This window comes from Micromonospora sp. WMMD712 (genome assembly GCF_029581295.1).
GTDB lineage: Bacteria > Actinomycetota > Actinomycetes > Mycobacteriales > Micromonosporaceae > Micromonospora > Micromonospora carbonacea.
The window spans coordinates 1442609-1458815 of record NZ_CP120743.1 but is presented as its reverse complement, the minus strand read 5'-3'; the positions used below and the strand labels follow the sequence as shown (position 1 = coordinate 1458815).

Below are 16207 nucleotides of genomic sequence, written 5' to 3'. Positions count from 1 at the left end.
GTCGTCGCCCGTGGGCCACCGGGTCGGGCGGCACGCCGAAAGGACATCGATTGGGCCAGGATGCCGGGCCTTGCGCCCGTACCGTCGCGTCAGCTCCGCCCCCGAACCGGGTGGCGCTGTTCGTCACCTGCCTCGTGGACGGGTTGGTGCCCCGCGTCGGCGCCGCGACGGTCGCGGTGCTCGAACGGCTGGGCCTCGACGTGGCCGTGCCCCGGCGACAGACCTGCTGCGGTCAGCTCCACGTGAACTCCGGCTACCCCGACCAGGCGCTGGCCCTGGTCCGCAACCACGTCGCGGCGTTCGCCGACGCCGAGGCGATCGTCGTGGCCAGCGGCTCGTGCGTGGCGGCGATCCGGCACCAGCACGTCGAACTCGCCCGGGCGGCCGGCGACGAAGGGCTGGCCGCCGAGGCGGCCGCCGTCGCGGCACGCACCTACGAGCTCTCCGAGTTCCTCGTCGACGTGTGCGGCGTGCTGGACGTCGGTGCGTGGTTCCCCCACCGGGTGACGCTGCACCAGGCGTGCCACGCGCTACGCCTGCTGCGCACCGGCGACCGGGCGCGACGACTGCTGGACCGGGTCGAGGGCATCGAACTCGTGGACCTGCCCGACGCCGAGTCCTGCTGCGGCTTCGGTGGCACCTTCGCGCTGAAGAACGCGGCGGTGTCCGCCGCCATGCTCGCCGACAAGCTGCGGGCGATCGACGCGACCGGGGCGACCGTCGTCACCGCAGGGGACGCCTCGTGCCTCACGCACCTCGGCGGCGGGCTCTCCCGCGCGGCGGCGAGGGCCCGCACCGTGCACCTGGCCGAGATCCTGGCCGCGACCCGAGACCGACCGTGGGCACCGCCCGGTGCTCCGCCGCACCCGAGGAGACGACCGTGACGGTGTTCCTGGGCCTGCCCACCGCGTCGCCCGGCGTCGGCAACCTGCACGCCGCGACGCCGTTCCCGACCGCCGCCGCCGAGGCGCTGCGCGACGACCAGCTGCGGCGCAACCTCTCGCACGCCACCCGCACCATTCGTGGCCGGCGACTGCAGACGGTCGCCGAGCTCGACGACTGGGAGCAGCTGCGGGCCGCCGGAGCCGCCATCAAGGACGACGTGCTCGACCACCTCGACCGCTACCTGCTCCAGCTCGAACAGGCCGTGACCGCCCGGGGCGGCACGGTGCACTGGGCCCGGGACGCGGCGGAGGCCAACGCCATCGTCGTCGACCTGGTCCGGCAGGCCGGCGCGACCGAGGTGGTCAAGGTCAAGTCGATGGTCACCGCCGAGATCGGCCTCAACGAGGCGCTGGCCCGGGGCGGCATCGGCGCCGTCGAGACCGACCTGGCCGAGCTGATCGTGCAACTCGGCCGGGACCACCCCAGTCACATCCTCGTGCCCGCCATCCACCGCAACCGGCGGGAGATCCGCGACATCTTCCGGCGCGAGATGGCCGGCGTGGACCCCGCGCTCGGCGACGAGCCGGCCGAGCTGGTCGAGGCGGCGCGGGCCCACCTGCGGCAGCGGTTCCTCACGGCGCGGGTGGCCGTCTCCGGGGCGAACTTCGCGATCGCCGAGACGGGCACCCTGGCGGTCGTCGAGTCCGAGGGCAACGGGCGGATGTGCCTCACCCTGCCCCGCACCCTGATCACCGTCATGGGGATCGAGAAGATCCTGCCGAGCTGGCGCGACCTCGAGGTGTTCCTGCAACTGCTGCCCCGCTCGTCGACCGCCGAGCGGATGAACCCGTACACGTCGATGTGGACCGGGGCGGTGGAGGGGCAGGAGTTCCACCTCGTGCTGCTCGACAACGGGCGCACCGCGACCCTGGCCGACCCGGCTGGTCGGGCGGCCCTGCGCTGCATCCGGTGCTCGGCGTGCCTGAACGTCTGCCCGGTCTACGAGCGCACGGGCGGACACGCGTACGGCTCGGTCTATCCGGGGCCGATCGGCGCGGTGCTCACCCCGCAACTGACCGGGGTGGCCGACCACCCCCACCTGCCGTTCGCGTCGACCCTGTGCGGGGCCTGCTTCGACGCGTGCCCGGTGGCGATCGACATCCCGCGCATGCTGGTGCACCTGCGGGCGCAGGCGGTGGCGGCGACCGCGCGACAACGGCGGCTGCCGACGTCCGAGGCCGCCGCGATGTCGGTGCTCGGCTGGCTCATGTCCGGCCCGGGGCGCTGGTCCGCCGCGCTACGGGCGCTGTGGCTGGGGCGGGTCCTGGGCCGGCGCACCGGTTGGATCCGCCGGTTGCCACCGCCGATGTCGGCGTGGACGAGGTCGCGGGACGCGCCCCGCCCGCCGCGCCGCCCGTTCCGGGCCCGGGGGAGGCGGCGGTGAGCCGCGACGGGTCCGCCGGCGGGACCGGCCGCGACGCCGACGCCGCGCGGGCCGAGGTGCTGCGCCGGGTCCGGCTCGCCGTCGGGACGCGGCCGCCCGGCGTCGGGCTGGCCCGGGACTACCGGGGCGTCGGCGCGCGCCCGGCCGACGACCCGGTCGGGTTGTTCGTGGAGCGGCTGACCGACTACCGGGCGAGCGCGTTCCGGTGCGGTGCGGACGAGGTCGGCGCGACGATCGCCGGCATCCTGGGCGAGCGCGGCCGGACCCGGATCTGCGTCCCCCACGGCCTGCCCGCGCGGTGGACCGCGCCCGGTTGGCAGGTGGTCGGCGGCGACGTGCCACCGGACCCGGTCGCGCTCGACGCCTTCGACGGCGTGGTCTCCGGCTGCGCCCTGGCGATCGCGCTCACCGGCACGATCGTGCTCGACTCGGGGCCGGGCCAGGGCTGGCGCGCGGTCACCCTGGTTCCCGACTACCACCTGGTGGTGGTGCGTGCCGACCAGATCGTGCCGGCCGTGCCGGACGCGGTCGCCCGGCTCGACGCCACCCGGCCGATGACCTGGATCAGCGGGCCCAGTGCCACGAGCGACATCGAGTTCGACCGGGTCGAGGGGGTGCACGGCCCGCGTACCCTGGACGTGCTGGTGGTGGCCGAGGGCCGGTAGGCCCCGCCCGGCCGGGCAGCGGTCGTCGGGTGCGGTGGCGGCGGTGGGTGGGGCCTGTCGAGTGCCGGCAGGTCCCGCCCCTACCGGGCGGTGGCGCGCAGCTCGACCTTGCGGACCTTGCCGGAGGCCGTCTTGGGCAGGTCGCCGAACTCGATGCGGTCGGGCACCTTGAAGGCGGCCAGGTGGGCCCGCACGTGGGCGCGCAGCGCGTCCGGGTCGGCGGGCGCGCCGGGCCGCAGTGTCACGAAGGCCACCGGCCGCTCGCCCCAGCGCTCGTCGGGCACCGCGACCACCGCGGCCTCCAGCACCGCGGGATGGCTGCACAGCACCGCCTCGACCTCTATGGACGAGATGTTCTCCCCGCCCGAGATGATCACGTCCTTGGCGCGGTCGCGCAGTTGGAGGTAGCCGTCGGGGTGCCGGACCCCGAGGTCGCCGGTGCGGAACCAGCCGCCCGGTCCGGCCTCCCGGGTCGCCGCCTCGTCCCGGTAGTAGCCGAGCATGACGTTGTTGCCGCGGATCGCGACCTCGCCGACCGTCTCGCCGTCGGCGGGGACGTCGCGTCCGTCGGCGTCCAGCACCCGCAGCTCGCACGAGACCACGTTGGCCACGCCCTGCCGGGCGCGCAGCGTCGCCTGCTCCGCCGCCGGCCGGTCGTCCCACTCCGGCCGCCAGTCGCAGATCGCCGCCGGGCCGAACGTCTCGGTCAGCCCGTACAGGTGCGTGACGTCGAAGCCGAGCGCCGCGCACCGGCGCAGCAGGCTGGGCGACGGCGGCGCGCCGCCGACCGCGACCGTGACCTGCCGGCCCGCGCCGGCGTCGGCCGCGTCCGCCTCGGCGAGGGACACGAGCACCGTGGGCGCGGCGCACAGCATGGTGACCCGCTCGTCGCGGATCAGCTCCCAGACCCGATCCGGTACGACCCTGGGCAGACAGACGTGGGTGCCCCCGGCCGCGGTCACCGCCCAGGTGAAGCACCAGCCGTTGCAGTGGAACATCGGCAGCGTCCACAGGTGGACGGTGTCGGCGCGCAGGCCGAAGTGGGCGACCATCGCCAGCGACTGTAGGTAGGCGCCCCGATGGTGGTACATCACCCCCTTGGGGCGGCCGGTGGTGCCGCTGGTGTAGTTCAACGCCATCAGCGCCCGCTCGTCGGTCACCGGCACCCGGCGCGGTGGCGCGGCGGCGAGCAGTCGCTCGTACTCCGCGCCGCCGTCGACCAGCCGCACCCCGGGCAGCGTCCGGACGATCGTGGCGGCGAACCCGGCGAGATCCGGGTCGTGCAGCAGGACCCGGCAGCCGGCGTGGTCGAGGATGTAGCGCAGTTCGTCGGCGGAGAGCCGGGTGTTCAGCGTGACGAGGACCGCGCCGCCGTAGAGCACCCCGAAGTGTGCCTCCAGCATGAGGTGCGTGTTCGGTGCCAGGACGGCGACCCGGTCACCCGGCCGGACGCCGAGGTCGGCCAGCGCGCCGGCCAGGCGCAGGCACCGGTCGTGGAACTGGTGGTACGTCAGCCGAAGCGCGCCGTCGACGACCGCCAACCGGTCGGCGTGCACCGCCGCGGCCCGGTCGAGGAAGGCGGTCGGGGTCAGGGGTTCGAAGCTGAGGCTGCTGTGGGGCCCGTCCCGGTCGGCACGGCCCGCTCGGGCGCTGCTCGCCATAACAGAGGGTTCCGTCTCGCTCGGCTGGAGAGTCCGGCCATTGTTTCCACCTGTTCCATATGCTGTCAACAGGTTCAAATATGTGAACCGGCCTGGTGGTGGTGCCCCGCGATCCGCAGGGCCATCTCCCCGTACTGGCGGACGACCTCGTCCTCGGTGAACTCGCCGTCGGGCCGGAACCACATCGCCACCCCGATGCCCATGTCGAGAATCGCGTACGAGGCGAGCCGGGCCGACGGGACCCGGAACCGGCCGAGGTCGACGCCGTCGGTGATGAGCTGGCGCAGCCGCCGCTCGTAGGTGGCGCGCCGGTCGAGGACGTCGCTGCGGTGCGGCTCGTCCAGGCTGTTGATCTCCCGGTTGCCGACGAACGCCTCCGCCGCGTGCCGGGCGTGGTAGCGCACGTGGGCCTCGGCGGCCCGGCGCAGCCGGCCCTCGACGTCGGCGCCGCCGTCGAGGGCGACCTGCTGGTCCTCCAGCAGCGCCGTCATGGTGCGCAGCATGATCCCGGCGAGCAGGTCCTGCTTCGAGCGCACGTGCTTGTACACGCTGGGGCCCCGGATCCCGGCGCGTTCGCCGATCTCGTCCATGGTGGTGAGCTGGTAGCCGCGGGCGGCGAACAGGTCGAGCGCCGCGGCCCGGACCCGCTCGCCCCGATCCGGTCGGCCGCCCGTGGGGGTGGGGGCGGGGCCGTGCGGGCGTGCCTGGTCGTCCATCTTCCGGAATTCCACCGGCACATGTTGACACGCCCCCGCGGGGCTGCTTCCCTGTATCGGCTAGTGAGCGTTAGCTCAGGTTGACGGCATCGGAGGCAGCCTTGGCCGTGGATCTCACCCCCGACGACGCGGCCCGCTCCGTCGCCGAACGCACCCGGGCGTTCGTCCGGGGCACGGTGCTCGCCGTCGAGCGCGAGCACCGGGGCAGCGCCCATGCGCTGCCGGAGCAGGTGCGGCTCGATCTGCAGGCCGCGGCGAGACAGGCGGGCGTCTTCTGCCCGCACCTGCCCGCGCGGTGGGGCGGCCTGGGCATCGACCGGCGCGGGCAGGCGCTCGTCTTCGAGGAGGCCGGCTACTCGCTGTTCGGCCCGCTGGCGCTCAACATCGCGGCCCCCGACGAGGGCAACATGCACCTGCTGGCGGCGGTGGCCGACCCCGACCAGCAGGAGCGGTACCTCCGCCCGCTCGCGGCCGGGCTGATCCGTTCCTGCTTCGCCATGACCGAGCCGGCGCCGGGGGCGGGATCCGACCCGAGCGCGCTCGCCACCACCGCCCGCCCGGTCCCGGGCGGGTGGGTCCTGAACGGGCGCAAGTGGTTCACCACCGGCGCCGACGGGGCGGCGTTCGCCATCGTCATGGCCCGCACCTCCGGCCAGCCCGGCGACCGGGGTGGGGCGACGATGTTCCTGGTCGACACCGACGCCCCCGGGCTGGAGCTGGTCCGGACGATCGAGACCCTCGACGAGGCGATGGTCGGCGGGCACGGCGAGTTCCTGCTACGGGACTGCTTCGTCCCGGCCGACCGGGTCCTCGGCGCGGTGGACCAGGGGTTCGACAACGCCCAGGTCCGGCTCGCGCCGGCACGCCTGACGCACTGCATGCGGTGGCTCGGCCTGGCCCGCCACGCCCAGGACGTCGCGCTGGACCGCGCGGCCGGACGGCGGGCCTTCGGGTCGGCGCTGGCCGACCTGGGCATGATCCAGCAGATGCTCGCCGACAGCGAGATCGACATCGAGGCCAGCCGCGCCCTCATCCTGCGGGCGGCGTGGGAGCTCGACTCCGGGGGCCGCGCCGCGCAGTCCACCTCCGTCGCGAAGGCGTTCGTCGCGGAGGCGGTGTGGCGGATCGTCGACCGGTCGCTGCAGATCTGCGGCTCCCTCGGCGTCTCGGGCGACCTCATGCTCGGGCGCTACCTGCGGGAGGTGCGCGCGTTCCGGATCTACGACGGGCCGAGCGAGACCCATCGCTGGGCGATCTCCCGCCGGGCGGTCAAGCGCCGGGCCCGGGAGCGCGACGCGGCGGTGCGGGGAGCGCTGCCGGCATGACCGCCGACCTGCGCCCGCTGGACCTGCCCGCGCTGGAGGCGTACCTGGCCGACCGCATCCCGGGCCTCGCCGGGGGCCTGCGGGTGGACTTCGTGGACGGTGGGCGTTCCAACCTGACGTACGCCGTCCACGCCGGCGACCGGTCGTGGGCGCTTCGGCGTCCTCCGTTCGGCACCATCGCGCCCTCGGCGAACGACATCCACCGCGAGTTCCGGGTCACCGCCGCCCTGGCCGGCTCGACCGTGCCGGTCGCGGCACCCGTGCTGTACTGCGCGGACCCGGCCGTGATCGGGGCGCCGTTCAGCCTCGCGGCCTGGGTCGACGGCGTGGTGATCCGCGACCCCGGGCAACTCGCCGTCCTCGCGCCGTCGACCGTGCGCGCCGTCGGGCAGTCGATGATCGACCTGTTGCTGCGGCTGCACTCCGTGGCGCCCGCGAGCGTCGGCCTCGACGCCTTCGGCCGGCCGGAGGGCTTCCTGCTGCGACAGGTGCACCGCTGGAAGCGGCAGTGGGACGTCGTCGCGACCCGGTCGTCCGCCGACGCCGACGAACTGCACCGACGCCTGGCGGCCGCCGTGCCGCCGCAGTCCGCGCCGGGCATCGTGCACGGCGACTTCCGGTTGGACAACATCATCTACGCGGCGGACCTGTCCGGGGCGGCCGCGCTGCTCGACTGGGAGATGGCCACGATCGGCGACCCGCTCACCGACCTGGGCCTGCTGCTGGTCTACACCGACCCGGTGTGCGCGCCCGTGCTGCCGCACGGCTGCCCGGTGACCGGCAGCGACCACTTCCCGACCCGCGACGAGCTGGTGGCGGGCTACGCCGCCGGCACGTTCCGCGACCTCACCCATCTGACCTTTTACGAGGCGCTGGGTTACTACAAGCTGGCCGTGATCGCGGAGGGCGTGCACCGCCGGTTCGTGGAGGGGATGACCGTCGGCTCCGGTTTCGAGACGGTGGGCGGTGCCGTGCCCGGCCTGCTCGCCGCCGGGCTGGCCCGGCTCGGCCGGTGATCCGGGCACCCCTTCAGAAGTTGGTGAACCGGATGTCCGCGCTGGCGGTCTCGGCGCCGCCGGTGGCCGACGCGGCGCAGTCGAAGTCGCACCGCAGGACGAGCCACACTATTCATCGACGTACTCCCATGTAACGATATTGACATCAGATGTCATACGAATTACGTTGGCCATGCTCCCGTCACCCTCCGCCAGGCGGGGGAGCGCACGTGCCGCAGCAGCCCTGCCTGCACCCGGACGGCCCGGCTCTTCCACCCGCATTCCCGAGAAATGGGGAGGACAATGCGAAAGCTAGCCGCTGCCCTCACGGCGCTGGTCACCGCCGCCGCGCTCGTGCTGATCGGGCCGCCGGGACCGGCGTCCGCCGCCCCCTACGTTCCGCAGGGGTCCAACCGGTCCGTGCTCAACTTCAACACCCACTGGCTGTTCTCCGGCGACGTGCCCGGCGGTGCCGGGCAGGCCGTGGGGCTGGACGAGAGCGGCTTCGTCCCCGTGACGCTGCCCTACTTCCGGACCCATCCGCACAAGGGCTTCCCCAAGGGCGACTTCGAGGCGCCCGCCTCGTGGTACCGCCGCCACTTCACGCTGCCCGCCCAGTACTCCGGCCGCCGGATCGCCGTCGAGTTCCAGGGCGTCGCGAAGGTCGCCGACGTCTACGTCAACGGCACCTTCGTCGGCCAGCACAAGGGCGCCTACACCTCCTTCACGTACGACATCACGCCGTACCTCACCATCGGCGGCGCCGACAACGTGATCGCGGTGAAGGTCGACTCCATGACCCGCAACGACATCCCGCCGGAGGGCGGCGCGATCGACTACTACGTCTGGGGCGGGATCGTCCGCGACGTCAACATGATCGTCACCGACCCGGTGCACGTGGACTGGACGTACCTCACCACGCCGAACACCAACACGGTCAACGCGCGGACCCGGGTGCGCAACGACAGCGCACAGTCCCGCTCGGTCACCGTCGTCACCCAGGTCGTCGACGCCACCGACAACGTCGTGGCCACCGGCACGGCCACCCAGACCATCGGGGCGCAGTCGGCCGTCGAGTTCGCCTACAACACCAGCACGATCGCCAACCCCACCGCCTGGCACCCGGACCGCCCGTACCTCTACACCGTCTACACCCAGGTGCGCGACGGCTCCACCTACGTGGACGAGCACAAGACCCGGATCGGCATCCGGAGCATCCAGTTCAACAAGAGCGACGGCAAGTTCTACATCAACGGCCAGGCGCTGAAGCTGCGCGGGCTCAACCGGCACGAGTCCTACCCCTACATCGGCCGGGCCGCGCCCAACCGGCTCCAGGCCAAGGACGCCGACATCATCAAGTACGAGCTCGGCGCGAACATCGTGCGGACGTCGCACTACCCGCAGGACCCGGAGTTCCTCGACCGCGCCGACGAGATCGGCCTGCTGGTCATGGAGGAGATCCCCGGCTGGCAGCACATCGGCAACACCGCCTGGCAGGACATCGCGGTGGAGAACGTCCGCGAGATGGTGATGCGCGACCGCAACCACCCGTCGGTCGTGCTGTGGGGGGTGCGGATCAACGAGTCCGGCGACAACCACAACTTCTACACCCGCACCAACAACCTGGCCCGGCAACTCGACCCGTCGCGTCCCACCGGCGGCGTGCGCAACTTCAAGGGCAGCGAGCTGCTGGAGGACGTCTACACCTACAACGACTTCTCCGGCACCGCCGAGGCGCCGACCGTGCTGCCGTGGCTGGTCACCGAGGCGGTCGGGCACACCTCCCCGCACAAGTCGTGGGACCCGGAGCAGACGCAGGTCAACACGATGCGGGTGCACCTGAACGTGCAGAACACCGCCGCCGGCAGGTCGAACATGGCCGGCGCGCTGGGCTGGGCGGCGTTCGACTACAACACCACGTTCGTCACCCCGCCGTCGTGCCAGGACTACACCTGCTACCACGGCGTCTCGGACATCTTCCGGATCCCGAAGATCGCCGCCGCCGCGTACGCCTCGCAGCGCGACCCGGCGCTGTACGGGCCGTACGTGTCGATCGCCAGCCAGTGGACGCCCGGCGTCTCCAGCGGCACCGTCTACGTCGGCGGCAACTGCCAGCAGGTCGAGCTGTTCGTCAACGGGGCGTCCCGCGGACGCATCAACCCCAACGCGTACACGAGTCTGCCGCACCCGATGTTCCAGTTCACCGGGATCACCGTGAGCAGCGGGCAGCTGCGGGCCGACTGCTGGATCGGCGGGCAGGTCGTGGCCACCGACACCCGGCACACCCCGGGCGCGGCGACCCGGCTGACGCTGACGGCCGACGACTCCGCGATCAAGGCCGACGGCGGGGACATGACCCGCGTCGTGGTCCGGGCCCTGGACAGCAACAACCAGGTGGTGCCCACCAACAGCGCCCCCGTGTCGTTCAGCGTCACCGGGCCCGGGGCGGTCGTGGGGGAGAGCCCGCTGGCCCTGGAGGCCGGCACCGGCGCGGTGTACGTCAAGAGCGCGCTGGGCCAGACCGGCGCGGTGACGCTGACGGCGTCCGCGCCGGGCCTGACGTCGGCGAACGTCACCGTGAACACGACGGCGTTCACCGACCCGATCGTGCCGGCCGGAGCGTACACGTTCGGCTTCCCGGTCGACGTCAACGACCGGCAGAGCTTCGTCTACGCGGGCAGCTGGCAGGCCGTCGGGGACAACCAGACCTTCAGCAAGGACTACACCCGCAGCGGCACCGCCGGCGACACGGCCACCCTCACCGTCACCGGCAACCGCGTGGTGCTGTTCGGGGTGCAGGACCCGTCGCACGGCTCGGCCGCCGTCTCGGTCGACGGCGGTCCGGAGCAGACGGTCAGCTTCCAGGCGTCCGCCCGCCGCGGCAACGTGGCGCTGTTCAACAGCGGTTCCCTCACCCAGGGGCAGCACGTCGTGCGGGTACGGGTCGTCGGCAACGGCTCCGTCGCGCTGGACCGGGCCACCGTCGTGTCGGCCGCGCCGGCCGTGGTCGCGCCGCCGCCCCCGGCCAACGGCGGCAACGGCCAGCAGGGCACCATCGTCGGCGCGCAGTCCAACCGCTGCGTGGACGTGCCGAACTCGACGACGACCAACGGCACCCAGGTGCAGCTCTTCGACTGCGGCGGCGGCAGCAACCAGCGGTGGACCTACACGTCGAGCCGGCAGCTCCAGGTGTACGGCAACAAGTGCCTGGACGCCTACGGCCAGGGGACCAGCAACGGCACCACGGTCGTGATCTGGGACTGCAACGGCGGCAGCAACCAGCAGTGGAACGTCAACGCCGACGGCACCATCACCGGGGTCGCGTCGGGGCTCTGCCTGGATGCCAGCGGCGCCGCCACCGCCAACGGCACGAAGATCGTCCTGTGGTCGTGCAACGGCGGCGCGAACCAGCGGTGGAGCCTGAAGACCTCCTAGCCGACGGCCACCCGGATCCGGGCCGGCCCGCGCACCCTGCGGGCCGGCCCGTCGTCCGTGCCCCCGTTGCCGGGGGTGGCCAGCGCCGACCGTGCCCGTCAGCCTTCGGTCACCGCGGCGCGGAGGGCGCGGAGCGCGTAGTAGACGCGGGAGCGAACGGTGCCGACCGGGACATCGAGGTCGGCGGCGACCTCGTGGGCCGTCCGGTCACGGAAGTAGACCTCGTGCAGCACGCGGCGGTGGTCTGCGCTGAGCCGGCTGACCGCCTGCCGCAGCGCCTCGTTCGCGATCGCGGTGTCGGCGGTCTCGTCGCCGGTCGCGCCGTACTCCTGGTCCGTCTGCGTGGCCACCTCGACCGGGCGGGCCTGCCGTCGCCGGGCCTCGTCGATGACGAGCCGCCGGGCCACGGTGAACAGCCAGCGTCGGCTTCGGCCGTCGCTGTCGGGCGGCAGCGAGTCGAGGTGACGCCACGCCCGCAGCAGGGTCTCCTGGATGACGTCCTCGGCGGTCTGCCGGTGGCTGTTGGTCAGGCCGTGGACGAACCGGGTCAGTGGCGTGCCGTGCGCGGCGAGCAGCTCACGGATGCGGGTGTCGGTGTCGTTGTCGTTGGCCAGGCAGGTCACAGGGCGGTCCAATCACTCGGGCGGCACGGCTGCCGGGAATGACGTTAGGAACGCCGGCTGACGTGTTTGTGACGATGTGGCGCGGCGGTCCGGCCCCGCACGCGCGGGGCCGGACCGCCGGACCGCGCCGCACGGCGCGGTCCGGTCGATCACCTCGCCTGGTCGAGCCAGAGGGCGTCGGGGCCGGCGGGGAAGCGCAGCTGGCCGGTGGTGTCGTGGACGGCCCGCCACACCGTCTCGGCGACGTCGCTCTCCCGGGTGAACAGGTCCTGGTTGACGAAGCCGCCGAGGGTCCTCTTCGCGAAGGGCTCGTAGGGCGCCGGGACCAGTCCCTCCAGCGAGGCGGTGAGGTCGATGTTGTTCGTCGCCCCGGCGGCGAAGTTCGTCGTCAGGCAGGCCCCCGGCTCGACGGTCCTGGCCCGCACGCCGAACTCCGCGAGCTCCAGGGCGAGGGACGCGGTGAACCCCTCGATGGCCATCTTGCTGGCCTTGTAGACGGCCGAGAGCGGCATGTGGCCGAGCACCACGCTGGAGGTCACGTTGACCACCACCCCGGACCCGCGCTCACGGAACTGCGGCAGCACCGCCTGGGTGGTCGCCATCACCCCGAAGGTGTTGGTCTCGAAGATCTCCCGGACCCGGGCCATGGGGGTGCCCTCGAAGACGCCGATCAGCCCGACGCCGGCGTTGTTGACCAGCACGTCGACGGGCCCCGCCGCGGCGAACGCGGCGGTGATCGTGTCGGGCCTGGTCACGTCGAGCTCCAGGACGCGGAGCCGGTCCGACTCGGGCAGGACGTCCGCGCGCGGCGTCCGCATGGTGGCGATGACGTTCCACCCCTGCGCGAGGAAGTGCCGGGCGGTCTCCCGCCCGTATCCGGAGGAGGCACCGGTGATGAGGATCGTCTGCATGGCGTGAATGCTCCTGTCGCCCGTTCGGATGGTTGCCGCACCAATGCTGGGCGGTGGCCGGGGGAGTCACATCTGTCATTCGACTTCCCGATCCGGGCGCCGCCGGGGCGGGCGACTCAGGCGTCGCCCCGGCGGCTGGCGTCCGGCTAGGACGGGAGGGCGCCGATCTGCTGCATGATGGTCAGCCGGTCGGGCGACACCCAGAACTCCGCGATCTTGCCGTCCTCGACGCGCATGACGCCGATGCCGACCGCCGAGACCCGTCGCCCGCTGGCGGGCACGCCCATGAGCTCCCCGTCGTGGGTGCCCTCGTACCGGCAGCGCAGCGCCACGAGGTCCCCGTCGGCGATCAGCTCGACGAGGGGGTGGCGCAGGTCGGTCATGCCGGCGAAGAAGGCGTCACCGAACTCCTTCACCCCCTGCCGGTCCATCGACGGCAGCCCGGCCGGGTGGAACCGGTAGTCGTCGGTGCACAGGTGCAGCGGGGTCGTCCGGCCGCGGTCGAGCTCCTGGAAGTAGTCGCGGACGATCCGCTTGTTCTCCTCGGACATGGGTGGTCCTCTCGGTCGAGGGGTCGGGATGGTGACGAGCCGGGGCGGGCCCCGCCGCGACGGCTCGCCGGTCAGTCTCGTGCGGCCGGCGGCGCGCGGCGTCTGTCAACCGACTGCATCTCGCCCTGCCGGCCGCCCGCGGTTCCGGCGCTCCGCTCACCCGTCGCGGTGGTGGGGTCACGCTGCGAGGCGACTCGCCCGGCACATCATCTGGTGTTGCCATCTTCGCCTTGCGCCCATATATGGTGTCACCCGTAGCTGGTTCGACCGCCGCTCCACGGTGGTCGAGGCAAGAGGGAACCCGGTGCGAATCCGGGGCTGCCCCGCAGCGGTGAGTGGGAACGACCGCCGTCAACGAAGCACTGGGCCCGGCCGGGCCTGGGAAGCGACGGCCAGTAGGCACCGAGCACGACGCCCGCGAGTCCGAAGACCTGCCAGCGTGCCGCACGCGTCGCGTGCGGCGGTCGAAGGCCGCGTGGGACGGCCGACGCCATCAGCCGGGCAGCGGCGGCGAAGCGCGCCGTCGCGGGTGCCCGGCGGCGTCCTCCCGCGCGCCCTCGACCTCGGCGACGGGCTTGAGGAGGGCGAACATGGGCGCGACGCGGGAGCTGGCGGGGCCGGGGCAACGCCGGCACGTCATGCAGGTCCGGAAGCGGGACGGCGACACCGAGCCGGTGGACGTCAACAAGATCGTCGAGGCGGTGCAGCGCTGGGTCGCCGACCTGGACGAGGTCGATCCGCTGCGGGTGGCGACGAGGACGATCAGCGGCCTGTACGACGGGGCGACCACCGCCGAGCTGGACAAGCTGTCGATCCAGACGGCGGCGGAGCTGATCGGCGAGGAGCCGCAGTACTCGAAGCTGGCGGCGCGGCTGCTGGCCGCGTACGTGGCCGAGGAGGTCCGCGGGCAGCAGGTGGACAGCTTCAGCCAGTCCATCCGGTACGCCCACGGCCTCGGCCTGATCGGCGACGACACGGCCGTGTTCGTGGCCGCCCACGCCCGCGAGCTGGACGACGCCGTCGACCCGGCCGGTGACCTGCGGTTCGAGTACTTCGGCCTGCGCACCGTCGCCGACCGCTACCTGCTGCGGCACCCGCAGACCCGGCTGGTGGTGGAGACGCCGCAGTACTGGCTGCTGCGGGTGGCCTGCGGACTGTCGCAGACGCCGGGGGAGGCGGTCGCCTTCTACCGGCTGATGTCCAGCCTGGCGTACCTGCCCAGCTCGCCGACGCTGTTCAACTCCGGCACCCGGCACACCCAGATGTCGTCGTGCTTCCTGGTCGACTCGCCGCGCGACGAACTCGACTCGATCTACGAGCGCTACCACCAGGTCGCGAAGCTGTCGAAGTTCTCCGGCGGCATCGGCATCTCCTGGTCGCGGGTGCGGGGCCGCGGCGCGCTGATCCGGGGCACCAACGGGCGCTCGAACGGGATCGTGCCGTTCCTCAAGACGCTCGACGCCGGGGTGGCGGCGGTCAACCAGGGCGGCCGGCGCAAGGGCGCGGCCTGCGTCTACCTGGAGCCGTGGCACCCGGACGTCGAGGAGTTCCTGGAGCTGCGGGACAACACCGGCGAGGAGTCCCGGCGCACCCACAACCTGAACCTGGCCAACTGGATCCCGGACGAGTTCATGCGCCGGGTCGAGGCCGACGGCGACTGGTCGCTGATCGACCCGTCCGACGCCCCCGAGCTGCCCGACCTCTACGGCGAGGCGTTCGACTCCGCGTACCGGGCGGCGGAGAAGAAGGCCGTCCGCACCGTGAAGGCCCGCGACCTGTACGGGCGGATGATGCGCACGCTCGCGCAGACCGGCAACGGGTGGATGACGTTCAAGGACGCGTCCAACCGGCTGTCCAACCAGACCGGCGAGCCGGGCAACGTGATCCACCTGTCGAACCTGTGCACCGAGATCCTGGAGGTCAACGACGACGCCGAGACGGCCGTGTGCAACCTCGGCTCGGTCAACCTGGGCGCGCACGTCGGGGCCGACGGCGTCGACTGGGACCGGCTGCGCGCGACGGTCCGCACGGCGGTGGTGTTCCTCGACCGGGTCATCGACATCAACTACTACCCGGCGGCGCAGGCGGCGGCGTCGAACCCGCGCTGGCGGCCGGTCGGGCTCGGGCTGATGGGCTGGCAGGACGCGCTGTTCACCCTGCGCCTGCCGTTCGACTCGCCCGAGGCCCGCGAGCTGTCGACCCGGGTGCAGGAGGAGATCCTGCTGACCGCCCTGGAGACCTCCGCCGGCCTCGCCGAACGGTTCGGCCCGCACCCGGCGTACGCCCGGACCCGGGCCGCCCGCGGCGAGCTGCACCCGGACCTGTGGGGCGCGGAGGTCACCCAGACGGCGCGGTGGGCCGCGCTGCGCGCGCGGATCGCCGCGCACGGCCTGCGCAACTCGCTGCTGGTCGCGATCGCGCCGACCGCCACCATCGCCTCGATCGCCGGCTGCTACGAGTGCATCGAGCCGCAGGTGTCCAACCTGTTCAAGCGCGAGACCATGTCCGGCGAGTTCCTCCAGGTCAACACGTACCTGGTCCGTGAGCTGAAGGAGCGCGGGCTGTGGACCCCGGCGGTCCGCGAGCGGATCAAGCGCGACGAGGGCTCGGTGCAGGGCGTCACCGAGCTGCCCGAGGCGGTGCGGAGCCTGTTCCGCACGGCGTGGGAGCTGCCGCAACGCGCGCTGATCGACCTGGCCGCCGCCCGCGCCCCGTACGTCGACCAGTCGCAGTCGCTCAACCTGTTCCTGAGCGCGCCGACCATCGGCAAGCTCTCCTCGATGTACCTGTACGCCTGGAAGTCCGGGCTGAAGACCACCTACTACCTGCGGTCGCGTCCCGCGACCCGGATCCAGCAGGCCACCGTCGCGGTCGCCCCGGCCACCGGGCCGGTCGTCGCGGTGAGCGCCGACGAGGCGCTGGCCTGCTCCCTGGAGAACCCCGAGAGCTGCGAGGCGTGCCAGTGACCACCGTTTCCGAATCCCACCCCGCCGGCG

At 72.9% G+C, this 16207-nt stretch carries 12 protein-coding genes and 1 riboswitch; of the genes, 7 read left to right on the top strand and 5 right to left on the bottom strand.

Translation table 11 applies throughout. The features are described from left to right. The first annotated feature begins 110 nt into the window (after positions 1-110). Genes O7633_RS05960 through O7633_RS05950 form a run of 3 tightly spaced genes read left to right on the top strand, consistent with a single transcriptional unit; the run spans position 111 to position 2994 of the window. Positions 111-884: a (Fe-S)-binding protein gene (locus O7633_RS05960; protein ID WP_282326631.1), complete on the top strand. Its 774-nt coding sequence runs from the start codon at positions 111-113 to the stop codon at positions 882-884. Further along, a complete protein-coding gene (locus O7633_RS05955; protein WP_282326630.1) occupies positions 881-2329 on the top strand; it encodes a lactate utilization protein B in 1449 nt (482 codons plus the stop codon). Before O7633_RS05960 ends, O7633_RS05955 begins: the two co-directional genes overlap by 4 nt. Then, positions 2326-2994, top strand: a complete 669-nt coding sequence (locus tag O7633_RS05950; protein ID WP_282326629.1) for an LUD domain-containing protein — start codon at positions 2326-2328, stop codon at positions 2992-2994. Before O7633_RS05955 ends, O7633_RS05950 begins: the two co-directional genes overlap by 4 nt. A gap of 80 nt (positions 2995-3074) precedes the next feature. On the opposite strand, the gene O7633_RS05945 is transcribed toward O7633_RS05950, so the two are convergent. Both O7633_RS05945 and O7633_RS05940 read right to left on the bottom strand, forming a co-directional pair. Continuing rightward, on the bottom strand, positions 3075-4655 hold the full coding sequence (locus O7633_RS05945; protein ID WP_282326628.1) for a long-chain-fatty-acid--CoA ligase: 1581 nt from the start codon (positions 4653-4655) through the stop codon (positions 3075-3077). Between the two features lie 74 nt (positions 4656-4729). Continuing rightward, positions 4730-5386, bottom strand: coding sequence for a TetR/AcrR family transcriptional regulator (locus tag O7633_RS05940; RefSeq protein WP_282326627.1), 657 nt, complete (start codon positions 5384-5386; stop codon positions 4730-4732). Between the two features lie 92 nt (positions 5387-5478). Here O7633_RS05940 and O7633_RS05935 point away from each other — a divergent pair, with 92 nt between their 5' ends. The 3 genes from O7633_RS05935 to O7633_RS05925 all read left to right on the top strand — a co-directional run bounded on the left by O7633_RS05935 (position 5479) and on the right by O7633_RS05925 (position 11126). Next, entirely contained in the window at positions 5479-6696 is a 1218-nt protein-coding gene (locus O7633_RS05935) for an acyl-CoA dehydrogenase family protein (RefSeq protein WP_282328474.1), read from the top strand. After that, positions 6693-7712 (top strand): phosphotransferase family protein, encoded by a 1020-nt coding sequence (locus tag O7633_RS05930; protein WP_282326626.1) that lies wholly within the window; start codon positions 6693-6695, stop codon positions 7710-7712. The genes O7633_RS05935 and O7633_RS05930 overlap by 4 nt, the downstream gene beginning before the upstream one ends. A 282-nt stretch (positions 7713-7994) precedes the next feature. Beyond that, complete coding sequence (locus tag O7633_RS05925; protein WP_282326624.1) at positions 7995-11126, top strand: glycoside hydrolase family 2 TIM barrel-domain containing protein; 3132 nt, start codon at positions 7995-7997, stop codon at positions 11124-11126. A 98-nt stretch (positions 11127-11224) separates the two neighbouring features. Here the strand turns inward: O7633_RS05925 and O7633_RS05920 are convergent, their stop codons facing one another. From O7633_RS05920 to O7633_RS05910, 3 genes are all read right to left on the bottom strand, one after another. After that, a complete protein-coding gene (locus O7633_RS05920) occupies positions 11225-11749 on the bottom strand; it encodes a sigma-70 family RNA polymerase sigma factor (RefSeq protein ID WP_282326622.1) in 525 nt (174 codons plus the stop codon). Between the two features lie 149 nt (positions 11750-11898). After that, entirely contained in the window at positions 11899-12660 is a 762-nt protein-coding gene (locus O7633_RS05915) for an SDR family oxidoreductase (RefSeq protein ID WP_282326620.1), read from the bottom strand. Between the two features lie 146 nt (positions 12661-12806). Beyond that, positions 12807-13211, bottom strand: coding sequence for an ester cyclase (locus O7633_RS05910; protein ID WP_282326619.1), 405 nt, complete (start codon positions 13209-13211; stop codon positions 12807-12809). A gap of 242 nt (positions 13212-13453) precedes the next feature. Further along, positions 13454-13665, top strand: a riboswitch (cobalamin riboswitch). A 136-nt stretch (positions 13666-13801) separates the two neighbouring features. Between O7633_RS05910 and O7633_RS05905 the strand changes: the two genes are divergently transcribed. Beyond that, the gene (locus O7633_RS05905; RefSeq protein ID WP_282326617.1) at positions 13802-16177 is read left to right on the top strand and encodes a ribonucleoside-diphosphate reductase subunit alpha; all 2376 of its coding nucleotides are present in this window, start codon (positions 13802-13804) and stop codon (positions 16175-16177) included. Positions 16178-16207: the final 30 nt, after the last annotated feature.